The 21,186-nt window shown below is 47.1% G+C and carries 18 protein-coding genes; 9 read left to right on the top strand and 9 right to left on the bottom strand.

Annotated features, from left to right (window positions below; translation table 11 throughout):
• Positions 1–127 precede the first annotated feature (127 nt).
• Positions 128–3,550, top strand: coding sequence for an isoleucine--tRNA ligase (gene ileS, locus NG796_RS16540; RefSeq protein ID WP_261207943.1), 3,423 nt, complete (start codon positions 128–130; stop codon positions 3,548–3,550).
• Positions 3,551–3,629: 79 nt separating this feature from the next.
• Here ileS and NG796_RS16535 read toward each other — a convergent pair whose 3' ends face one another.
• The 3 genes from NG796_RS16535 to NG796_RS16525 form a co-directional block, all read right to left on the bottom strand.
• Positions 3,630–3,863 carry a hypothetical protein gene (locus NG796_RS16535; RefSeq protein ID WP_261207942.1) on the bottom strand — a complete coding sequence of 78 codons (234 nt, stop codon included), beginning with the start codon at positions 3,861–3,863 and terminating at the stop codon, positions 3,630–3,632.
• Positions 3,864–3,959: 96 nt separating this feature from the next.
• Positions 3,960–5,216, bottom strand: a complete 1,257-nt coding sequence (locus NG796_RS16530) for a serine/threonine-protein kinase (protein ID WP_261207941.1) — start codon at positions 5,214–5,216, stop codon at positions 3,960–3,962.
• Positions 5,217–5,354: 138 nt separating this feature from the next.
• Positions 5,355–6,335: a serine/threonine protein kinase gene (locus NG796_RS16525; RefSeq protein WP_261207940.1), complete on the bottom strand. Its 981-nt coding sequence runs from the start codon at positions 6,333–6,335 to the stop codon at positions 5,355–5,357.
• A gap of 155 nt (positions 6,336–6,490) precedes the next feature.
• Here NG796_RS16525 and NG796_RS16520 point away from each other — a divergent pair, with 155 nt between their 5' ends.
• Positions 6,491–6,985 carry a DUF427 domain-containing protein gene (locus tag NG796_RS16520; RefSeq protein ID WP_261207939.1) on the top strand — a complete coding sequence of 165 codons (495 nt, stop codon included), beginning with the start codon at positions 6,491–6,493 and terminating at the stop codon, positions 6,983–6,985.
• A 75-nt stretch (positions 6,986–7,060) separates the two neighbouring features.
• Here NG796_RS16520 and NG796_RS16515 read toward each other — a convergent pair whose 3' ends face one another.
• Positions 7,061–7,624, bottom strand: coding sequence for an NUDIX hydrolase (locus NG796_RS16515; RefSeq protein WP_261207938.1), 564 nt, complete (start codon positions 7,622–7,624; stop codon positions 7,061–7,063).
• 42 nt (positions 7,625–7,666) lie between these two features.
• Between NG796_RS16515 and NG796_RS16510 the strand changes: the two genes are divergently transcribed.
• Complete coding sequence (locus NG796_RS16510; RefSeq protein ID WP_261207937.1) at positions 7,667–8,185, top strand: O-acetyl-ADP-ribose deacetylase; 519 nt, start codon at positions 7,667–7,669, stop codon at positions 8,183–8,185.
• 74 nt (positions 8,186–8,259) lie between these two features.
• Here NG796_RS16510 and NG796_RS16505 read toward each other — a convergent pair whose 3' ends face one another.
• Positions 8,260–8,919, bottom strand: coding sequence for a class I SAM-dependent methyltransferase (locus NG796_RS16505; RefSeq protein WP_261207936.1), 660 nt, complete (start codon positions 8,917–8,919; stop codon positions 8,260–8,262).
• Positions 8,920–9,139: 220 nt separating this feature from the next.
• On the opposite strand from NG796_RS16505, the gene trxB reads away from it, so the two are divergent.
• Together trxB and NG796_RS16495 are read left to right on the top strand one after the other, a co-directional pair.
• Positions 9,140–10,504 (top strand): thioredoxin-disulfide reductase, encoded by a 1,365-nt coding sequence (gene trxB, locus NG796_RS16500; protein WP_261207935.1) that lies wholly within the window; start codon positions 9,140–9,142, stop codon positions 10,502–10,504.
• A gap of 431 nt (positions 10,505–10,935) precedes the next feature.
• Positions 10,936–12,834, top strand: a complete 1,899-nt coding sequence (locus NG796_RS16495) for a glycosyltransferase (RefSeq protein ID WP_261207934.1) — start codon at positions 10,936–10,938, stop codon at positions 12,832–12,834.
• Between the two features lie 127 nt (positions 12,835–12,961).
• Here the strand turns inward: NG796_RS16495 and NG796_RS16490 are convergent, their stop codons facing one another.
• The 3 genes from NG796_RS16490 to NG796_RS16480 all read right to left on the bottom strand — a co-directional run bounded on the left by NG796_RS16490 (position 12,962) and on the right by NG796_RS16480 (position 15,534).
• Positions 12,962–13,489 carry a hypothetical protein gene (locus tag NG796_RS16490; protein ID WP_261207933.1) on the bottom strand — a complete coding sequence of 176 codons (528 nt, stop codon included), beginning with the start codon at positions 13,487–13,489 and terminating at the stop codon, positions 12,962–12,964.
• A 321-nt stretch (positions 13,490–13,810) separates the two neighbouring features.
• Positions 13,811–14,869: a fatty acid desaturase gene (locus NG796_RS16485; protein ID WP_261207932.1), complete on the bottom strand. Its 1,059-nt coding sequence runs from the start codon at positions 14,867–14,869 to the stop codon at positions 13,811–13,813.
• A 407-nt stretch (positions 14,870–15,276) separates the two neighbouring features.
• Positions 15,277–15,534, bottom strand: a complete 258-nt coding sequence (locus tag NG796_RS16480; RefSeq protein ID WP_261207931.1) for a hypothetical protein — start codon at positions 15,532–15,534, stop codon at positions 15,277–15,279.
• A 246-nt stretch (positions 15,535–15,780) separates the two neighbouring features.
• Here NG796_RS16480 and thrC point away from each other — a divergent pair, with 246 nt between their 5' ends.
• Positions 15,781–16,908, top strand: a complete 1,128-nt coding sequence (gene thrC / locus NG796_RS16475; protein WP_411268816.1) for a threonine synthase — start codon at positions 15,781–15,783, stop codon at positions 16,906–16,908.
• Between the two features lie 97 nt (positions 16,909–17,005).
• Here the strand turns inward: thrC and NG796_RS16470 are convergent, their stop codons facing one another.
• Positions 17,006–17,536: a hypothetical protein gene (locus NG796_RS16470; protein WP_261207930.1), complete on the bottom strand. Its 531-nt coding sequence runs from the start codon at positions 17,534–17,536 to the stop codon at positions 17,006–17,008.
• A 312-nt stretch (positions 17,537–17,848) separates the two neighbouring features.
• Between NG796_RS16470 and NG796_RS16465 the strand changes: the two genes are divergently transcribed.
• The 3 genes from NG796_RS16465 to NG796_RS16455 all read left to right on the top strand — a co-directional run bounded on the left by NG796_RS16465 (position 17,849) and on the right by NG796_RS16455 (position 21,126).
• Positions 17,849–18,910: a YihY/virulence factor BrkB family protein gene (locus NG796_RS16465; RefSeq protein ID WP_261207929.1), complete on the top strand. Its 1,062-nt coding sequence runs from the start codon at positions 17,849–17,851 to the stop codon at positions 18,908–18,910.
• A gap of 595 nt (positions 18,911–19,505) precedes the next feature.
• Positions 19,506–20,363, top strand: coding sequence for an alpha/beta fold hydrolase (locus NG796_RS16460; protein WP_261207928.1), 858 nt, complete (start codon positions 19,506–19,508; stop codon positions 20,361–20,363).
• 148 nt (positions 20,364–20,511) lie between these two features.
• Complete coding sequence (locus NG796_RS16455; protein WP_261207927.1) at positions 20,512–21,126, top strand: helix-turn-helix domain-containing protein; 615 nt, start codon at positions 20,512–20,514, stop codon at positions 21,124–21,126.
• Positions 21,127–21,186: the final 60 nt, after the last annotated feature.

Genomic DNA, 21,186 nt, shown 5'->3' with positions numbered 1-21,186 from the left:
TGAATTGCCTCTATCAGCAGCGGGTTTATCCTCTGCCAGTTCTTGCGACGGGAATTACATCTCAAAACTTACCAAACTCCTGTTTATAATAAACTGAAAACTGTTCTATAATAATTAGGATTTGGCTGTGACCGAAGCAAAAAGTTATAAAGATACCGTCAACCTGCCTAAAACTGGCTTTGACATGAGGGCCAACGCCGTCAAGCGGGAACCCGAACTCCAGAAATTTTGGGCCGACCATCAAATCTATGAACGCCTGTCACAGAACAATCCCGGTGAGTTATTCATCCTCCATGATGGGCCGCCCTACGCCAATGGGTCCCTGCACATGGGACACGCCCTGAACAAAGTCCTCAAAGACATCATCAACAAGTATAAGTTACTGCGGGGACATCAAGTCCGCTATGTCCCCGGTTGGGATTGTCATGGATTGCCCATCGAACTGAAAGTGCTACAGGCGATGAAATCCAAGGAACGTCAAAACCTGACGCCCTTAAAATTGCGCCAAAAAGCCCAAGAATTTGCTCTGAAAACCGTTGAGGAACAAAAAGAAAGCTTCAAACGGTATGGGGTGTGGGGAGATTGGGAAAATCCCTATCTCACGTTAAAACCCGAATACGAAGCCGCCCAAATTGGCGTCTTTGGTAAGATGGTCCTGAAAGGCTATATCTACCGAGGACGAAAACCCGTGCATTGGAGTCCGAGTTCTCAAACTGCCCTCGCTGAAGCGGAATTAGAATATCCCGAAGGTCACACCTCGCGGAGTATCTATGCGGCATTCCACATCACGAAGTTAGCGGATACCGCTGCCTCACTTAAACCCTACATGAAACAACTGTGGGTGGGAATCTGGACGACGACTCCTTGGACAATTCCCGGGAACTTAGCGGTGAGTGTGAATCCCCAACTCGACTATGCGATCGTGGAAACCGGACCGGACTATGAACCGGCATCGGGCAAATTCCTCATCGTTGCGGCTGAATTAGTCGCTCGCCTTTCTGAAACCCTAGGAACACCTCTCACAGTCCAAGGTAAAATCAAAGGCAAAGACTTAGAAGGATGTGAGTATAAGCATCCCCTGTGCGATCGCACCAGTCCTGTAGTCATCGGCGGCGATTACGTCACCACCGAATCTGGAACCGGACTTGTACACACCGCCCCCGGACATGGTTTAGAAGATTACCAAGTCGGTCAACGTTATGGTTTACCCATTTTAGCCCCGGTCGATGGTAACGGCAACTTTACCGAAGAAGCGGGAGAATTTGCTGGATTAAACGTCTTGGATGAAGGCAATACCGCCGTCATTGAAGCCTTAAAAAAAGCCAAATCCCTCCTCAAAGAAGAACCTTACGTTCATAAATATCCCTACGATTGGCGCACCAAAAAACCCACCATCTTTCGGGCAACAGAACAATGGTTTGCTTCCGTCGATGGATTCCGGGACGAAGCGATGAAAGCCATTTCCGAAGTCAAATGGGTTCCCGCACAAGGAGAAAATCGGATTGCGGCAATGGTGTCAGAACGGTCCGATTGGTGTATCTCTCGCCAACGCAGTTGGGGCGTTCCCATTCCGGTGTTTTATGAAGAAGAAACCGGCGAGCCCTTAATGACCGAAGAAACCATCGCTCATGTGCAGGCGATCGTCGCCGAAAAAGGGTCTGATGCTTGGTGGGAATTGCCCATCGAAGACCTCTTACCGGAACCCTACCGCAGCAACGGTAAAACCTACCGCAAAGGCACCGATACAATGGATGTCTGGTTCGATTCCGGTTCCTCCTGGGCCGCAGTCGTCGGGGGTCGCGAAGAATTGCGCTATCCCGCAGACCTCTATTTAGAAGGGTCTGACCAACATCGCGGCTGGTTCCAATCCAGTTTACTCACTAGCGTTGCTAACAATAGTATCGCCCCTTATAAAAGCGTTTTGACTCATGGATTTGTCCTTGATGAGAACAACCGCAAAATGAGCAAATCCCTGGGAAATGTCGTCGATCCAGCGATCATCATCGACGGCGGCAAAAACCAAAAAGAAGAACCTCCTTATGGGGCGGATGTTCTCCGATTATGGGTCTCTTCGGTGGACTATTCCTCCGATGTTCCTATCGGAAAAAATATCCTGAAGCAGCTATCGGATGTCTATCGAAAAATCCGCAACACGGCCCGATTCTTGTTGGGGAATTTAGAGGATTTTGACCCGGCTAAAGATGCAGTTCCTTATGAAGAACTGCCCGAATTAGACCGATATATGCTGCATCGAATGACCGAGATTTTTTCTGAGGTTACCGATGCCTTTGAGAGTTATCAATTTTTTCGATTCTTCCAAACCGTGCAGAATTTCTGCGTGGTCGATTTGTCCAACTTCTACCTAGATATTGCCAAAGACCGCTTGTATATCAGTGCAGTGGATGCCAAACGGCGCAGAAGCTGTCAAACCGTCCTAGCGATCGCCCTGGAAAACCTCGCCAAAGCAGTCGCCCCGGTTTTGTGCCATATCGCCGAAGATATCTGGCAAAATCTCCCCTATCCTACCCCCTATAACTCTGTATTTGAAGCAGGTTGGGTACAGGTAGAAGACCATTGGAAACAACCGGAACTCGCCAAAACCTGGCAAACCCTCCGCCAACTGCGCGGGGAAGTAAACCAAGTGCTAGAAAAGGCGCGTCAAGATAAAGCCGTCGGGTCTTCCTTAGAGGCGAAAGTCTTGTTATACGTTGAGGATATCTCACTGCGACAAACATTAGGGAACCTGAACCCCGCGCGATCGGTGGGAACCATCCCCACCACCACCACTGTCGCCAATCCCCCGGAAGAAACACCCGCAGCGACAATCACCCTCCCACAAACAACAGCAACCCCTCCCTCACGGGAAGATATCCCCCAATGGCAACAATTGCTCAATGCTGCCTTAGCAGTCATGGCAGAATTACCCCGCTATCTGGGACTATTTTTCTCCGACTATCGCCGACCCCTGGTCAGTTTGGGATTAATTGTGAGTGGGACCGTCTCCCTGATTGTCTTAGGCGCAATTGTAGAGGCGATCGCTGATTTCCCCTTACTTCCCGGTTTCCTGGAACTAATTGGTATCGGATACAGTGGATGGTTTGTCAATCGCTATGTCTTACGCGCCAATAACCGCAAAGAACTCACGGATACCGTTGCCTCGGTGAGTAACTATGTCCTCGGCAAAACCCAAACCGATGCAGCGATCGAGGCAATAGAGGCATTTGAAGAAGCAATCGAAGAGGCGATCGCCCACCACCCAGCAACAGTAACCTCTCCCACCCCAGTCGTCCCCGTCCCCCAAACCATTGGCAACGGCGTAGACGAACTGCGGTATCTGTTCATCACCTCCCAAGTGGAAGTGCTAGACAACCCCCAACGACTAGAAGCGTTGAAATATACCGCACAAGTCAACGGATGGAAAATCGGTGTCGTGGATGCAGAAGGACAGAAATGCGATCGCTGTTGGAACTACTCGACTCACGTCGGTGAATCCGAGGAAGATCCAACCATTTGCGATCGGTGTGTCGCCGCCTTAGCAGGTGAGTTCTAAATCCTATGTAGGGGCGTATTGCATACGCCCTTGGGGCGCAATGCTTGCGCCCTACAAGAAACAGGCGATCTAAGGACAATCATTGCAGCAATTCCCAGTCACTCTCGGGAACACTATCCATCAAGTTAGGGGACAAGATTTTAATTTGTCCCGCCAAATCCGGGTGAGGGATTCTCCGTTTGATAGCAGAGTCTTTTGCATCATCAAGAACCCGAAAAGTCACCTCAACTTGCTTGTTGGGCGGTAATTTCGGAATTTGTTTAAGATTTCCTAACCCATCGGGTTCTAAAATTAAACGTTCTACCTGCATCATTAACTCCTTTTCATCCCACGCCAACCACGCCAATTAATTGCTCAGTGAGGACTAGAAGAATGTCCGGAAATAATTTGTAATAACTTTGGAAAACGCTTACAGTTTACAATTTACGAGTCTGTACGTGAGAGAGGAGATATCCCACGTTATTACTAACATTGGAAAGTGTCCGAGGGGGGCCTTTGAACTGAAAGCGTGTTTCTCATAACTTAACCATTCCCCTCTTTTTCTCCACCCCACCTGATCGCCCAGGCGTTCCTCGGTTCTATAGTCTACTTTGCCGCCGCATTCTTGCCAGATGCGCTTCTGAACCGAAAACCCAAAGCGTCCATTGCTATATTCTACCCAAAGGCGGTCAATTTGGCGCAAATCTTCACAAGGGAATTGGTTGATAGACTCCTTATCCAAGTATCCCTGTTTTTCTCTCCCTGCCACATGGAGCATCACTCGTGCCGTTTCTTCATCGGCCTCCCACCACTTGCCTGCTGCCAGGAATTCCTGTAGTTTCTGATAGCGGGGGGAAACTATCGTTGTCGGAATGCAAGTTTGCAGTAGATACAACCATTCACCCATCGTTTGCGGTCGGTTTGAAGGCTTTAACTCCATTCCCTGTAACACTGCTTGGTTAACCGTATCGCTCAGGATCGGCACGAATTGTTTCGGTGGCACTAATTCTACATCATCAATTTTTCGGTCAAAAGAAGTAGCTGGACGTTGCCCCGTCAGGGCATAATATAAAGAGGCACTGAGGGTGTAAATATCCACCGTCGGTTCCCGAAACCCTTTCATCTGTTCTAAGGGAGCAAATGCTGGATTCCAGCCATGCTTAGAACTGACAGTAACCGGAACCATTTCTCCGGCAATTCCAAAATCAATCAGAACCGCCTGATCACCCCGAAACATAATATTTCCTGGATGAGCATCGCGATGGACTAATCCCGCCTCATGTACCCGCTGCAACGCCCCCCCAATCTGTTCAAAATATTTGACCGCTTCAGCTTCCGGTAACGCACCCTGAGCTTGCACCCGTCGCCACAGGCTCTCTCCGGGTATAAAATCCATCACCATGCAGTGGGTATCCCCTTCTTGAAATAAGTCAAAAACTCGGACAATATGGGGATGGGGATTGTTGGTGGAGAGTTTAGCAATCAGCTTTCCCTCTTTGATAAATCGGTCCACAAATTTAGGATAATCTGGGTCAAATCGCAGATGTTCATTGGGGGTTTTGATGACAAAATCTTGAGCGAGGTTGAGGTGACGAGCTTGATAGGTAATGCCAAATCCTCCTTGTCCTAAAACCCGTTCAATGCGGTAATCCCGACTCTGCAATTGATAACCGTTCGGCCAGACCATACCCGTTGTGGATAGACAACAGGTTCTATTATCTCATGGTTTTCTCGATTTAGGGGTTAATAGGGCGTTGAGCAGGAGACAATGAACAAGGCATCCCATCCCACATTAAGGGCAGGGGAGGAGAAAGCCCTTTACTGCCTACGGTTGGATGGTCTCGGACGTCGGAGGTTCGGGGTTAGTAGGTGGAGGTGGAGAATTAGAGTTTAAATAGGTCAATAATCCAATTATTAACGTCCCAATTGCCCCCACCGCAATGATGGCATTGAACCATTCCATTGCATTCCAATTGGGCAGGGGAATCCTTTTTTTAACACCTAATAATTTTAACCATTCCTGCACAGTTTGGGGCCGATCAACAGAATCAAGCGCCATGCCTTTTAAAATAGCCTGATTCGTGCGATCGCTGATGTTCGGATTAATCTCTTTGGGCGGAATCAATAGTACATCAGCATCTTTTCGCTGAATCGCACTCACCGGCACTTGTCCCGTCAGCAATTCATATAAAGTCACCGCTAATCCATACACATCAGTATAAGCACCGCGCGGTCTCTTTTGAGAATACATTTCTAGGGCGGAATATCCCTGTGCACTATAGCGAGTTGTGGTCAAGGGATGGTCAAACGTCCTTGCTAACCCAAAATCAATTAACACCGCCTCGGAAGTTCCTCCGCGCAATACAATATTATCCGGTTTAATATCCAGATGCTGTAATTGATGAGAATGCACCTCCATCAATGCCTCTCCAATTTGCTGAATATATCGCAATGCCAGTTTTTCCGGTAACTGCTTCTGGGCACGACTTGCCAAATCAACCCCATCAATATATTCCATGACAATACAGCACAGTTTCCCCTCTTTCAAGGTTTCTTGGACTTGGACAATATGCCGATTATTACTGCACTTAGCCAATTTCACGGCTTCATTCCAAAACTTGGACTCCAGTTCATCAATTTCACTGGGACTCAGTTGATATAGCAAATTGTCATTAAGGGTTTTGATCGCAACTGCCTTCCCTGCGGCATCCTTCGCTTTATAAGTAATCCCAAACCTCCCTTTCCCCAGCACCTTTTCAATGCTGTATTTGCCCCCTTGGATCTTCTGGCCTACCGTTAAAGTCATGGTTCAAACCTCCCTTGACTTTTTCTTTCATTGTGCCATAAGCTGGAACATTCGGCAATGCCTCCCTCAAGGAGACCAGAGGGAGATGATCCGGCTCTAGTTTTACCCGATATATGATAACGTATGATTAAACCATCTTAGTATCTCAAATCCTCATGCACCCACAACGAATTGAACCCGGTCCTGGACAAGAATCCGTTTGGGATTATCCCCGTCCTCCTCGGTTGGAAGATGTCTCCAAACATCTCCAAATCATCTTTAATGGAGAAAAAATTGCTGATACTCGCAACGCAAAACGAGTCTTGGAAACCAGTCATCCGCCAGTTTATTATATCCCGCCGGAAGATATCAAAATGGAATATCTGAGCCGAACTCCTAAAAGTAGTTTTTGCGAGTGGAAAGGGTTAGCGGGATATTACACGGTGACGGTTAAAGAAAAACAAGCGCCTAATTGTGCTTGGTTTTATCCAAATCCTACTCCCCAATTTGAGGGGATTAAAGATTATGTGGCATTCTATCCAGAATTAATGGATGTTTGCTATGTGGATGGAGAAGAAGTGCAACCTCAACCCGGTGGGTTTTATGGGGGTTGGATTACTTCGGATATTGTTGGACCTTTTAAAGGGATTCCTGGCAGTTGGGGATGGTAGGTTACTGAATGTAGGGGCGATTCCTAAATCGTCTCCACATCAGATAAATCCAACTACAAGTTTTAGGTTTAGGTTTTAACTTGTAGGGGGATATTTTAAGTGATTTAAAGCTAAAAAGAGGGCAGCGACGCTTCCAGATACGCAGATTTCTCCCTGTGTAATTTTCTCCAGGATGGCATCAATGGGGACTAAAACCACTTCTATCTGTTCGGTAATATCTAAAATTTGCTGTCCGGACTCTTCCGCATTTTTGCCTAAAAAAATATGAATTGTATTGGTGTCTTTAACGGGATTATCATAGAGGGTAGCGAGTTTAATCAAGTTCGGGCAATGGTAACCTGTCTCTTCGGTCATTTCACGCGCTGCTGCTGCTTCTGCTTTTTCGGTTTCTGGATTGAATGCACCGGCAGGTAGTTCTAACAAGATTTCCCCGACTCCATGTCGATATTGTCGCACGAAGACGATTTCTTGATGGGGGGTGACTGGAACGACTAAGGCAATATCTGGACGGACATTCACAAAGAAATCATCGATAATTTCTCCGGTTGGCAGTTGGATTTCATCTTGGCGAACTTTGCACCATTGGTTGTCCAAGACTAGGCGCGATCGCAACTGTTTCCATTTCTGCAATTCTTTCATACAATAAAAGGAGTTTCTCTATTTGACAATAACTTTACTACGATGACCGATAAAATCACAGTGATTCAAGGCGATATTACCAAACAACAGGTAGATGCGATCGTTAATGCTGCCAATACTCGTCTATTAGGAGGTGGCGGGGTTGATGGTGCTATCCACCGCGCAGCAGGTTCGGGTTTATTGGCGGAATGTCGCACCCTGAATGGCTGTAAAACGGGAGAAGCTAAGATCACCCTGGGCTACAATCTCCCCGCAAACTATGTGATTCATACCGTTGGTCCTGTATGGCAAGGGGGCAACCAGGATGAAGATAAATTGCTGGCAAGCTGTTATCATCAGAGTTTAATATTAGCCGAAAAACATCAGCTAAAAACTATTGCGTTTCCCGCCATTAGTACGGGAGTTTATGGGTTTCCAATAGAACGGGCTGCTAGAATAGCGGTCAATACTGTGCAGGAATTTTTGACTAAAACTAATGCCATTTCTCAAGTTCGATTTGTCTGCTTTAGCAAAGAATCCTATCAGTGCCATTTAACGGCGATCGCCAGTCAGGAAAAATAATATACCTCTTGTTGCAAAATAACGAATTGATCCCCCCAACCTCCCTTCTTAAGGGGGGCTTTTTAGAATGATGTCTATTCTCTGTAAGCTCTTTCCGCCGTCCAATGACGGTCCGAAGACGCATAAATTTTTACCCCTTCTAATCCCGCTATTCCTATCATGTTTTGTACCTCTTCTAGGGTAAATGCAGCTATCAAGGAATCCCGAAATAACTGGGTTTGATAGTCATTATATTCTGGTCCAATTCGAGCAACGATTTTATCTACAGTTTCTATATCCGAGGGTCGCATTAAGTCGCGCAAAAATATCCCTCCATTGGGTTTTAAAACCCGTTTCAATTCTTGTAAAAATGGGAGGGGATCTGGGAGATGATGGATGATGCTATTGGAAATCACCATATCAAAAGTAGAGTCGCCATAAGGCATCTGTTTAGCATCGATATACTCTAAGTGAATTTGCTCTTGTAATCCAGCAGCTTGGACATTTTCTCTCCCGACTTGTAACATATTGTGCGAAAGGTCGATCGCCTTGATGTGCCACTGAGGACGACGCTGGACGATTAAAATAGGAATTCTGGCGGTCCCGGTTCCTGCATCCAGGACCAACGCCGAGTCGGGACCGACTGCGATCGCACTCTCTGCAAAAGCGGTATTCACCTCCAGAAAATCCATTGCGTCATACGCCGTCGCATCCTCCCAGGTATCCATCACTTCCGGTTCTAGCACTCGTTTCATGATCTCACTTGCTACTCAGATTTGATTTTCCTATTTTAGGGGGGATTGGTTCTTATAATCCGTTGACTCACTAAACTGCTAACTGCTAATTGTTAATTGTTAACAGGCATAAAAAAGAGAGAAAGAATTAAGGGCCGTAAAGTGACTTAGATCACTGATAATGATCAACAGGTCACTATAATAGACTTAAAACGAAGTCGGTATGAGTTTGAATAACCCCATGACAAATCCAGCAGTAGAAAACCTTGTGATTATCGGATCTGGCCCTGCCGGATTCACTGCCGCCATCTATGCGGGACGGGCGAATCTGAAACCCGTGGTATTTGAAGGGTTCCAGATGGGAGGCATTCCCGGCGGACAATTAATGACCACGACAGAAGTAGAGAACTTCCCCGGATTTCCCGAAGGGATTACGGGACCGAAACTCATGGAACGCATGAAACTCCAGGCGCAACGCTGGGGGGCCGAATTGTACACGGAAGATGTGCAGTCAGTCGATTTGAGTCAGCGGCCCTTCGTGATCCGTTCAGAGGAACGAGAAGTGAAGGCCCATACAGTAATTATTGCCACAGGGGCCACGGCCAAGCGGTTGGGACTCTCCAGCGAGAACCTGTTTTGGAGTCGTGGGGTCTCTGCCTGTGCGATTTGTGATGGGGCCAGTCCCATTTTTAAAGGCGTCTCATTAGCGGTGGTTGGTGGTGGAGATACTGCGGCGGAAGAAGCGGTATATTTGACCAAATATGGGACCCATGTTCACCTGTTAGTCCGTCGGGAAGAAATGCGCGCCTCAAAAGCGATGCAAGACCGAGTTTTGAAGAACCCCAAAATCACGGTTCATTGGAATACGGAGACGGTAGATATCTTCGGAAATGAGGACCGGATGGAGGGAATTAAGATTAGAAACATCAAAACTGGGGAAGAAACAGATTTGCAGGTTCGGGGATTGTTTTATGCGATCGGTCATACTCCGAATACCCAACTGTTTAAAGGTCAATTGGAACTGGATGAACTCGGATATATTGTCACAAAACACGGAAGCGTTGAAACCAGCGTAGATGGGGTTTATGCTGTCGGGGATGTGCAAGACCATGAGTTTCGCCAAGCGATTACCGCAGCGGGAACAGGTTGCATGGGGGCGATGTTAGCAGAACGATGGTTATCGGTGAATGGGTTAGTTCAAGAGTTCCATCAAACCGAGGCATCAGAAAAAGCGCCTGAACCGGAAAAAGAACAAAAATCCGACACGGAAGAGAATTTTGACCCAACTGCAACGCGCCATGTGGGAGGATTTGCTCTGCGGAAGTTGTACCATGATAGCGATCGCCTAATTGTGGTTAAATATTCCGCCCCCACCTGTGGCCCTTGCCATACTTTGAAACCGATTCTGAGTAAGGTGATTGATGAGTTTGATGGGAAAGTTCACTATGTTGAAATCGACATTGAAGCAGACCCAGAAATTGCAGACAATGCGGGAGTAACCGGAACGCCTACGGTCCAGTTCTTTAAGGATAAGGGATTAGTGGATCAAGTGCGGGGTGTGAAACAAAAAAGTCTGTATCGAGAAATGATTCAAAACTATTTGTAAGCATTCTAGGGGCAGAAAAGAGGCGAACCGGGTGGTTTGCCTCGATCCTAATTTGGCCCCTGCATATATTCCCCTGATTCAGAAGACCTCTTGCAAAATAACGGATTGATCCCCCCAACCCCCCTTAGATCCCCCTCCCGTCCCCCTTAAGAAGGGGGAGCGGCGCGGAATAAATGTTTAGTTCCTGGGGGGCTTTTTAGAATTTTGCAAGAAGTCTAGAGTAACGCGATCGCATCAGAACTGGATGAAATGAGGATGATAAGAAACCGGCTTTCTATTCCCTATGGGCTGCAAAAAAGCCATAAATTTGCTCAAGAAACCCGGTTTCTAACTGCTACTCTATCAAAGTCTTTTTCTCCTTTCTCCGGTTCCACTGCCCCCGAAAATGGTAAACTAGAACCTTAGCAAACCCATTCGGGAGAAAGCCAACTGTGACTCATCTCGTCCCCTCTATCAATCCACAGCCTGAACCTTCAACTGATTTACCTCTGGTTTCACTGGTTATTCTGGCCTACAATCAGCTTGATTATACGAGACAATGCCTAGAAAGTATTCAAAGCTACACTAAAACTCCTTATGAAATAGTTCTCGTTGATAATGGATCGAGTGATGGAACCGATGACTATTTCGTTTCAGTCCGGCGACAGTGGCAGCAATCTCAAGGGCAAGATGCTGAAAATGTCAAGAGTTTCTGTCGCAGCGTTAAAGTTATTTTAAATAGTGAAAATTTAGGCTATGCCGTAGGAAATAATCAGGGCATGGCATTAGCGGAAGGAGAATATATTGTTTTATTAAATAATGATACAATAGTTACTCCCGGTTGGTTAGAATGTCTGGTGAATGCAGCCCAACAAGACCCGAAGTTAGGATTAATCGGTCCGGTGAGTAATTATGTTTCAGGTTTACAATATATTGACTCAGTGGATTACGAGACCGATTCGGGGAATGGTTTAGAAGAATTTGCGACTCGATGGAATCGGGAAAATGCGGGAGAGGTGTTATATAGTTGGCGCATTGTGGGGTTTTGCCTGCTGATTAATCGCCGGGTGATTGATACCATTGGCGGTTTAGATACTCGTTATGGAATTGGCAATTTTGAGGATGATGATTTTTGTATTCGTTCGGCCCTAGCTGGATTTAAGTCAGCGATTGCCCGAGGATGTTTTATTCATCATTTCGGCAGCCAAACGTTTAAAAAGAAAAGCGCTAGTTATCGGCGAGAATTGTTAGTCAAAAATTGGGAGATTTTTAAGGAAAAATGGGAAATCCCCAGGGAAATAGCTTATGAAGACTTTTATGACTTAACCGAGGTGTTGCAACAGCCTTTTACCGGGGAAAAACATTTCTGTTCGCTGATGGGAGGGGGACGGGCGATCGCCCGAAATCAAGGGGCGATATCAACCGTGCAAATTCCCGTAAATTCCTCGGATTTGATTCGGGTGGATTTAGGATGTGGTCCTCGCAAACCCGAGGGATATATAGGGGTAGATTTCTATCCTTGGCCCGAGGTAGATATTGTTGCGGACCTCCGCGATCGCTTTCCCTTTCCTGATAATAGTGTAGATGAAGTTCGGGCCCATGATTTTATCGAACATTTGAGCGATCGCATTAAAACCATGAATGAAATCTGGCGCATTTGTAAACCCGGGGCCATGGTTAATCTCTTCGTTCCTTCCACCGATGGTCGGGGTGCATTTCAAGACCCCACTCACATCAGTTATTGGAATATCAACTCCTTCATGTATTATGCTATAGAATTCCCTGCCTATTTGGAACTGTGCCGCAGTTACGGTTTTCAGGGGGCTTTTAGCATCGTTCAACTCGACCATCATGAATCCCCGGGTCAAGTCCTTCATGTTCAGGCTATTTTAAAAGCTATTAAACCCGAAAATGACTTACAGTTTATCGAGGAATTAAATCTCCGGGAGATTAATTTAATTCTAGTTCCTAACTGGAATCAACCAGAAGAAGACTTACTTGCGACCTTAGAATCGGCGGTTGCTTCAGTTATGAAGCATCCCAACCGTGGAAATATTACCCTATTAATCGAAAGTAGCCAAATTCCTGAGAATTCCGATATTCAACCTAATTTAGTCCTCTCAACCATTGGATTAAATTTATTTTATCGAGACGATATTCCGTCGGACTGCGGTATCCCAGAAATTTCCCTCTTAGAAGACCCGTTAACCCCCCATCAATGGCAAAATTTACGGTCGCAACTCCAATATCGGTTAGCCGTAGAAGGGGAAAATTGGCAAATGATAGAACAATTAGGGATTCAAAATTTGCCGATTTTCAACGAAGAAGGACCAATGACCCATGACCAATGACCAAATTTGCCGATTTTCAACGAAGAAGGACCAATGACCCATGACCAATGACCAATGACCAATGACCAAATTTTCCGATTTTCAACGAAGAAGGACCAATGACAAATGACCAATGACAAACGACTCTTTATCGCATCCATAGACGGCGTTGCCATGCTTTCAAAAAGAGCAATACCGGAAACTGATAATATTCAACCATCAGCCAGAGGACGATGGTGAGGTGAGCCACAAAGGTAGCGACAGTCCAAAAAGCAGGAACCCAACTTAAGCTACTGCCGGGGACTGGGGGAAAAATATAGGCCCCGAGTCCGACTAAGAGGGTGGGAAGGGTAATGATCGCGATCGCCGCGATGGCAATTTCCCATCCGAATTCTACCCCAGCCCGAGGCAGTCCTTGCCATTGGCGACCATTCCAATGCCAGGTAATCGGTGGCATAGTATCCGCTAAACTGAGGGCATTTTGGTCTAGGTTAGCGGTAAAAATACGGCTACAAAAGTTACAGCCAAAGGCATCCATCATCGCCAGGTTAGAGAGTTCGCCATAGCGACAAACCGGACAGCGATAAACGCCGTAATAGCTTAACGGAATCGGTCCGGGGAGTGCATTACGCCCCATTCTATCCTCTGGGTTGGTTCCGAAATTTTGCTGGGTCATGGTATCCCTTTGAACAGTTTATGTGAAGCTAACTTTATTGATTTTAAACAAATTGAAAAGGGATATTTTAGAGAGGAACCCGCGCAGGCGGGCTTTGTCCCTGTAGCCCCACCCTTGAGGGTAAGGGTTTTGAACGCAAAGAGTGCGTGAAGTGGCGATCGCCACTTCCCGAGGACCCCACCCTAACCCTCCCCTTGCCAAGGGGAGGGGACCGGAGATGCAGTAACATCCTACTCTGGTATAGTTTTCAAAAACAAAAAAGACGCGGCTATTGCGCGTCTTTAAGCTAAAATTCACCGAGAAAATAGAGCAGTCTTTCGATTACCGACTGGCGTGATAATCTTTGAAAGATTGGTAACCGTTTTGCTCATCGTAGAGGTGACATTTATCGGTAATTTCCTTCATCAAGGACCATGAAAAATTGGTTTTTTGAAGGTAGTTGCCCCAATTTTGTTCTAAACTTTGATGCGCTTTCCGTAAGTTGTAAGACGGAATGGCAGTGGAGAGGTGATGGGGAATGTGGACATTAATATCATGACAGAGGAATTCCACCCAGCGGGGGTAATCGCAATGAACGGTACCGCTTAATTGGGCTTTTGCTTCATGCCAATCTTCGGGGAACGCAAAGGAAATATTCGGGGTGGTATGGTGAACGATGGTGAAGGTGCTCATCCAGAAATGGTAGACCATCCAAGGCATCAGCCAAAATTTGATGAAACCCCAAATTCCAGTTGTAGCAATCAGGGTGGGGAAGGCGATCGCAGCAAACGCGATGACAACTAAGGCGGAAAATTTCACTTGTTCCCGTTTTTTGCCTTCATAACGCCACCAATCAAAGTGCAATCCCGCCCAGTGGACGATGGAACCCATCCACCAGAAGCGTCCGCGCAGGAAGCGATAAAAGGTTTTCATAAAAGTGCTGAGATTTTCATAAACGTCCGGCAACCAAGGTTCCCAGGCATTATCTTCCAGCAGTTTATTTGTGTGTTTGTGATGGTGATTATGACCAATTCGCCAGCCATGAAAGGGGTAAATTAAGGGCAGCATCATGAGATGGCCGACTAGATCATTAACCCATTTGCGATTGGCAAAAGATCGGTGACCACAATCATGAGCAATTACAAAAAAACCTGTTAGGGCTGTTCCCGTATAGATCCACAGGATCGGCAACAAAAATGCGGGAGAAACGGCTAATGCCCAGTAGCCGACGGCGACTAATAATACATTGATAATGACTCTAGTCCATGCTTTGCGCCGATTTTTGAGAAATACATCTTTCGGCAAGGTCCTCAAAATATCTCTCAGACGTAGAGAAGAGGGGAAGGAATCTGATTCGAGTGTTTGAGGGGTTACTTGAGGCTTTAATGTTGATGCTGTCATCTATTAAATCTAACTTTTTCGGTTGCTAATCGTATGAATCCCCCGATCGCCGCAGGATAAATTCCTGCTGACTCAAAGGGTGAGTAGCAGGGCCGTCTTGCGTGCAATCTGATGATTAATGAATGCCTGTTCAGGGCAAAATACAGACCACAAACTCCGTATCCCTGGGGTTTAGAAACCTGGCACGTCATAAAACTTTACCTTTTATAGCACATCTTGCGATCGCACAGCAGGAATTTTTCGAGTCAGAATTTTTCCCTCACATTTTCCCCACAGGGGTTGACAAAAGACTTTTATTATGCTGAAGGTGGAAATAGCTGCAAAAAATGGTCAGGGGTAGACTCACCGGGAACAGGATGGATGACAAATAGGAAAGGTCCCACTGCCCCGGTTGCAATGGGACTGCTTTAATTTTTTGAGGAAGAAGCAGGAACAGAACCTTTTGAGTTGGAGTGATGGTGTTTGAGGGTTTGCAACTGTTGCAGCAGGTAGTCGGCTTCGGCGTGTAAGTGCAAGAACTTGACCTGCTGATCGGCCTGGTAGAGGGATTTGAGCATTTTAATCAGGCGATCGCCATTATTCTGGGAAGCTTGAGAAGTGATCCCTACGCTAGAGGCACTCTGAACGCTTTCGGAGGTGGGTCGGCTCGAAATAACAGTGGGCATCAGTCGTTTTAAGTTTAGTAATTTTTACTTAGGCAAATCACCTGGCTATTTTATCTCAACACCAGAAAAAAAAAGCATCGAATTTATCAAAATCTCAAATTCTTTCCACTTTTCCCGGACCATTCCCCACCCAGGGGCCTGCTTCGGCCTGAGATTTCCCAGCCCAACAACCCGCGAAATTTTGACGAGTGGGCTAGACTTAGATTAGACTGTAAGGCTATTTGAAGTCCAAAAGAATTAACCACGGTGACCCTGAGTTATTCTCCCGTTCCCTCCCCAACTCCCGGTGCAACTCCAGCAGATGCCCCCCTTCGGTCCTCATACTGGCCCGGTCTCATCGAGGCTTACCGGCAGTATCTGCCCGTCAGCGACCAGACTCCTGTGATTACCCTCCAAGAAGGTAACACTCCCCTGATTCCCGCCCCAGCGATCGCCGAGATTATCGGTAGACAGGTGCAAGTTTACGTCAAATATGACGGTCTCAACCCCACCGGCAGTTTTAAAGACCGGGGGATGACAATGGCAATTTCCAAAGCCAAAGAAGAAGGGGCCAAAGCTGTCATCTGTGCCAGTACCGGCAACACCTCCGCCTCCGCTGCGGCCTATGCCAGACGCGCCGGAATGCGGGCCTTTGTCCTCATTCCCGATGGGTATGTCGCCCTGGGTAAACTGGCTCAAGCCTTAGTCTATGGTGCAGAAGTCTTAGCCATTAAAGGAAATTTCGACAAAGCCCTAGACATTGTTCGAGAGATGGCCGACCATTATCCCGTTACCTTGGTCAACTCGGTCAATCCTTATCGCCTCGAAGGGCAGAAAACCGGGGCATTTGAGGTGGTGGATGCCTTGGGTAATGCTCCCGATTGGCTGTGTATTCCCGTGGGCAATGCAGGCAATATTTCCGCCTATTGGATGGGATTTTGTCAGTACCATCAAGCGGGTAAATGCGATCGCCTGCCGCAAATGATGGGCTTTCAAGCCGCTGGTGCAGCCCCCCTCGTCAACGGTCAACCTGTCGCCAATCCGGAAACCCTCGCCACCGCCATCCGCATCGGAAATCCCGCCAGTTGGGATAAGGCGATCGCCGCCCAAGAGTCCTCTGGAGGCAGTTTTAACGCCGTCACCGATGACGAAATTCTTGATGCCTATCGTCTCCTCGCCTCCCGGGAAGGGGTATTCTGCGAACCCGCCTCCGCTGCCTCCGTTGCTGGATTACTCAAGGTCAAAGACCAAGTACCCACTGGGGCCACCGTCGTTTGCGTCCTCACCGGCAATGGCCTCAAAGACCCCGATACCGCTATTAAACATAGCAACAATACCTTTAAACAAGGAATTGAACCAGAAATCGAAGCGGTGGCAAAAGTGATGGGATTTTAGGTCCTTATCACCGCAGTCAGGGGAAAACTCTCCTTTAACGGTTTTCTAAAACCCTGGGGAAAGGGGGTGCATCGGTGTGATGTACCCCCTTGATGCGTTAGTCTTCCGGCTTAGGGTTTAATGAAGTGCCACTGACAAGGCGGGCTAAGTCGAGATTGAGTCCAGATTTCGTTCCCGGTTGGGCTTTTTTCAGGAGTGCCACCGTATCTCCGAGGGCGCTGGTTAAACTTTGGCGGGTTTGTTCATGACTAGCTTTTTCCGCTTCCAAGGATTCCGTCATTTGGGACAGTTCTTGGGCGAGGCGATCGCGTTCCATTAAAGCTTCAATCAATTTTCCCTTCAACTCATCCGGTCCCATTCCTGCCAATTCTCGTAACAGTTCCGAGGGGGCGATCGCCCGAGGTAAAGAAGCGGGACCCGCTTGCAACCGTTCCAGTTCAGCCTTCAGAGTGGCGATCGCCTCCGTCAACTGTTCCACCTGAGTTCGCCGTTGCTGCGCTTCCGTCGTGTAAAGTCCCCGCCAGCGATCGGCACCCGCTTCCGCCGCATCCCGTTCTTGTTCCACACGGATGATTTCCTGTTTCAGGGATCTAATTTCTTCCAACCACTGCGAGACATTCTCCGACATTGGTAACTACTCCCAATCAATTTTAAACAGAACTACCGCAGGAAAACCCTGTTTGTAGGCTTCTGCTGCACTCCCTAATGTGACAAACCGACCCAGTTTCACAGAACCCCGGTTTATCTGCCTCAGTCCTATTAAACTCTAGTTAAGCTTATAGAGTGTAAATTAAGATGGGTTTAGGTTTAGTATTTTTTCCACTCCAACCCCCTGGGATTTGCGATCGCCCACCTATAGCAATCAGCCGAACTCAGCCCGATCCAGGGTCAGGAATGGCATTTTAAACGGCTAATCTAACATAGAGGGAGCCAAAGCGTCGTGAAGTTGCCCAAACTATCTCTCAAAAGTTTCCTCGCCCGGTTGAGAGGCATAGGGACGAGGATAGGTCCCGCCTTGCAACCTCTGGTTCAGTTTTTGCGGTTTTTTTCCTATCTCAACTTTTCTACCCTGCGCGAAGTCGTTGATCGCGCCAGCCAACAGCGCTTAACGGGTTTATCCGCAGAAATGGCTTATCATGCCATGTTATCTCTGTTTCCCGCTATTATAGCAATCGTTGCTTCCATTGCTTTATTTGAAGGCTTACAAGCCACCTTGTTTAATCTGGCTAATCAACTCGCTGAGGTGATTCCCATTGAAGTTTGGAACACCATTCGCGAGTTGATTCGAGAAATTCTCCAAAGTCGTAATGAGGAAGTGTTTTCCCTGGGGTTTGTCGCTGCCCTTTGGGTGTTTTCTGGAGTCATGGGTGCGGCAATGGCAGCGTTGGATCAAATTCACCAAATTCCCCACAAACAAAGGCGGCCTTTTTGGAAGGCAAAACTGGTGGCGATCGGGCTGGCGATGGGCAGCATTGTTCTGTTTATTGTCGCTTCATTTCTAATTTTTATTAGTGACTGGGTGATTCAGTTACTCGCCCGTCGTAGTTGTTTAATTGACTCCGGTCCAAATTGTTTATTTGAGTCGGGGTTTCTCTGTCTGTTGCAACCTTTACCGAGTTGTCCTCTGGAAGGACGATTATTGGAAGTGTGGCATTTTTGGAGTCGTCCCCTAACGTTACTGATTGTTTCGGTGGCCTTTGCGTTTATCTATCGGTTTGGTCCCTCCCACCGTCGTCGGGATACGCCTCTAATTCCCGGTGCTTTTATTGCAGCTATTTTATGGGCAATTATTTCTAGTGTGTTTCGGCTTTATGTCTCCCATTTTGGAAATTATAACCGGACTTATGGGGCAGTGGGAACTATTATTATTTTGCTGTTATGGCTTTATTTAAGTTCCTTGGTGACTCTTTTAGGCGCTCAAATGAATGTCACAGTTGGGGCGGCTATGCGTCGCGATCGCGCCCTTTACTATCAGTTGAAGAAGTCTGATCTCCGGCAATAATTGTTGGTATGTTAGCGCAAGCGAAAAGGTGATTAAAAATTCAAACTAAGAGAACGACTTCAGTCCTGACTCCGAACCTTAAGAAAATGACTAAACTTGGTGTTTTAGTCCGCTAAAACCGACTTCAGCGATGAGTGTAAACCCCGGCTCATTGTTTTGAGATAGGGGACGGGTGAGAATGAATAATCCCCTTGAGTTAATAGCGCCTGGGGGTTTGGAGGCGATAAAGGACTCCGAAGGTAATGGACAGAAAAATTAACAGCCAAAGGACACCACTGGAAACTCCCGTCAAAATGCGGAGACCTCTGAGTATCCAGAGGACGAGAGTGAGTCCGGCAAAGCTCCAAAATACCCCTAATACGATCGGCTTTTGATTCAAAGGTTTAATCTGATGTCAAACGATAATGTAAAATAGAATTGTAGCAGATTTTAGGTGCAAAGCGAAAAAGGGACGCGATCTCATAACTTTTCCGATTTGCCATAAGATTTGGGGGAGTGCGGCGATCGCCCATCAGACATCCGTAGAATCCTCAATTGCTAATTTTTTACCGAAAATCTAAAATCTAAAATCTAAAATCTAAAATCTACACCGCTGATGATGCCAACCCGTCACACCCTGAATTTCCCTGATCTCCAGCTTTCTTATCTGGAATGGAATCGAGGAAAAGAACCATTATTGTTGTTGCATGGGTTGGGAGACCATGCCTTGGTTTGGTCGAGTTTAGGGGAATACCTGAGCGATCGCTATCATATTGTTGCACCGGATATGCGGGGTCATGGTTATAGCAGTAAACCCCTGAACGGTTACAGCACCTCAGATATCCTCGGGGATCTTGAAGGATTATTAGAGCATCTTAACTGGCGATCGGCTCATGTTTTGGCCCATTCTTGGAGTGCGAAAATTGCTCCAATTTGGGCGCGATCGCATCCAGATCGGTTTAACAGCATGATTTTGGTGGATCCCATCTTTATCACCAAGATGCCATCCATCATGAAACTAAGTTTTCCCATCCTTTACCGAACCTTAGCTTGCCTGAAAATGATGGGTCCCTTTCCCAGCTATGAAGCGGCACAGGTGCAGGCACAGCAGTTAGGTCAGTACAGCGGGTGGAGTCCCCTGCAACAACAGGTTTTTCAAGAAGGGATTGAGGAAAAACCTGATGGACAGTGGGGGAGTAAGTTTACGATCGCCGCCCGAGATGGCATTTTTGAGGACGTTATGCGCGTGGACGGATTAACCGAACCCCTATTCACCCCTACCCTATTCCTTCAACCCGAACAGGGTGTTAATCGTGCCGAATGGCAAATGAAACCTTACAAAACTTATCTAAAAAATCTGACGATCCATCGGATTGGTGGCAATCACTGGCCGTTTTTAAGTCAAGCAGAGACTTTCAATGCGATCGTGGATGATTTTTTAACCGGGGTTTCTACCCAAAAATCGAGTAATTAGGGACCTAGCCCCGATCACAGAGTAGACAAATTCCACTTGGAATTGTTATCACTTGAGGGGTTATACATCTGGGGGGTGTCACCCCACATCTTGACGCTTTACACTTCTACATGAGAATCTGTTTCCCTAAAGCACGGAGAAAATCGTAATGACTGGATCGAATTTAGCCTTTGATTTTACTAGAGTGTCCAGACCCCAATCAGCAGACGACGAGAAGCTGCTGAGTCGAACGAGTTTAGAGAATGGTGCAGCAATCAGATCCACAGAAACTGACTCATTCATAAAAGAGATTAGCGATCAACCCGAACTCAACCTCGATCGCCTCTGGGAAGAGTCCCTGCGGCAACTGGGTCAAGAACTGGAACAACGCAGACTAGAGCAAAGACTCTCTCGGGAAGAACTCTACAACCTCACCCATGTCCCTGAATATCAGATCCGCGCCCTGGAAACGGGATTGATCGAGAAATTACCCCAGGATATCTACGTTCGGGGGTTTATCCGTCGCCTTGGGGATGCCTTGGAATTAGATGGGGCCGCCTTAGCCGCTTCTTTACCGGAACGGAATCCCGTCGAACCCGTCGTGGGTTCGACCAAGCCCTCAAAATTTGTATTGAGCTTGTCACTCAGTCCGATCCATCTTTACCTCGCCTATGGCATGATTTTGGTGGGTGCAATCCTAGGTCTATCATTCCAAAAATCCCCGAACCCATCGTTCTCCCCGTCAAATCCGGCCCTTTCCCATCCCGTTGATGTCAACCGCTAAAAAACCCGTCCAATGCGACCAACGCTTGTAAATGCAGGGATGATTAAGCCCAAAACGCAA

The organism is Laspinema sp. D2d (genome assembly GCF_025370755.1).
Classification (GTDB): Bacteria; Cyanobacteriota; Cyanobacteriia; order Cyanobacteriales; family Laspinemataceae; genus Laspinema.
This window is presented reverse-complemented; position numbering and strand designations above follow the sequence as displayed.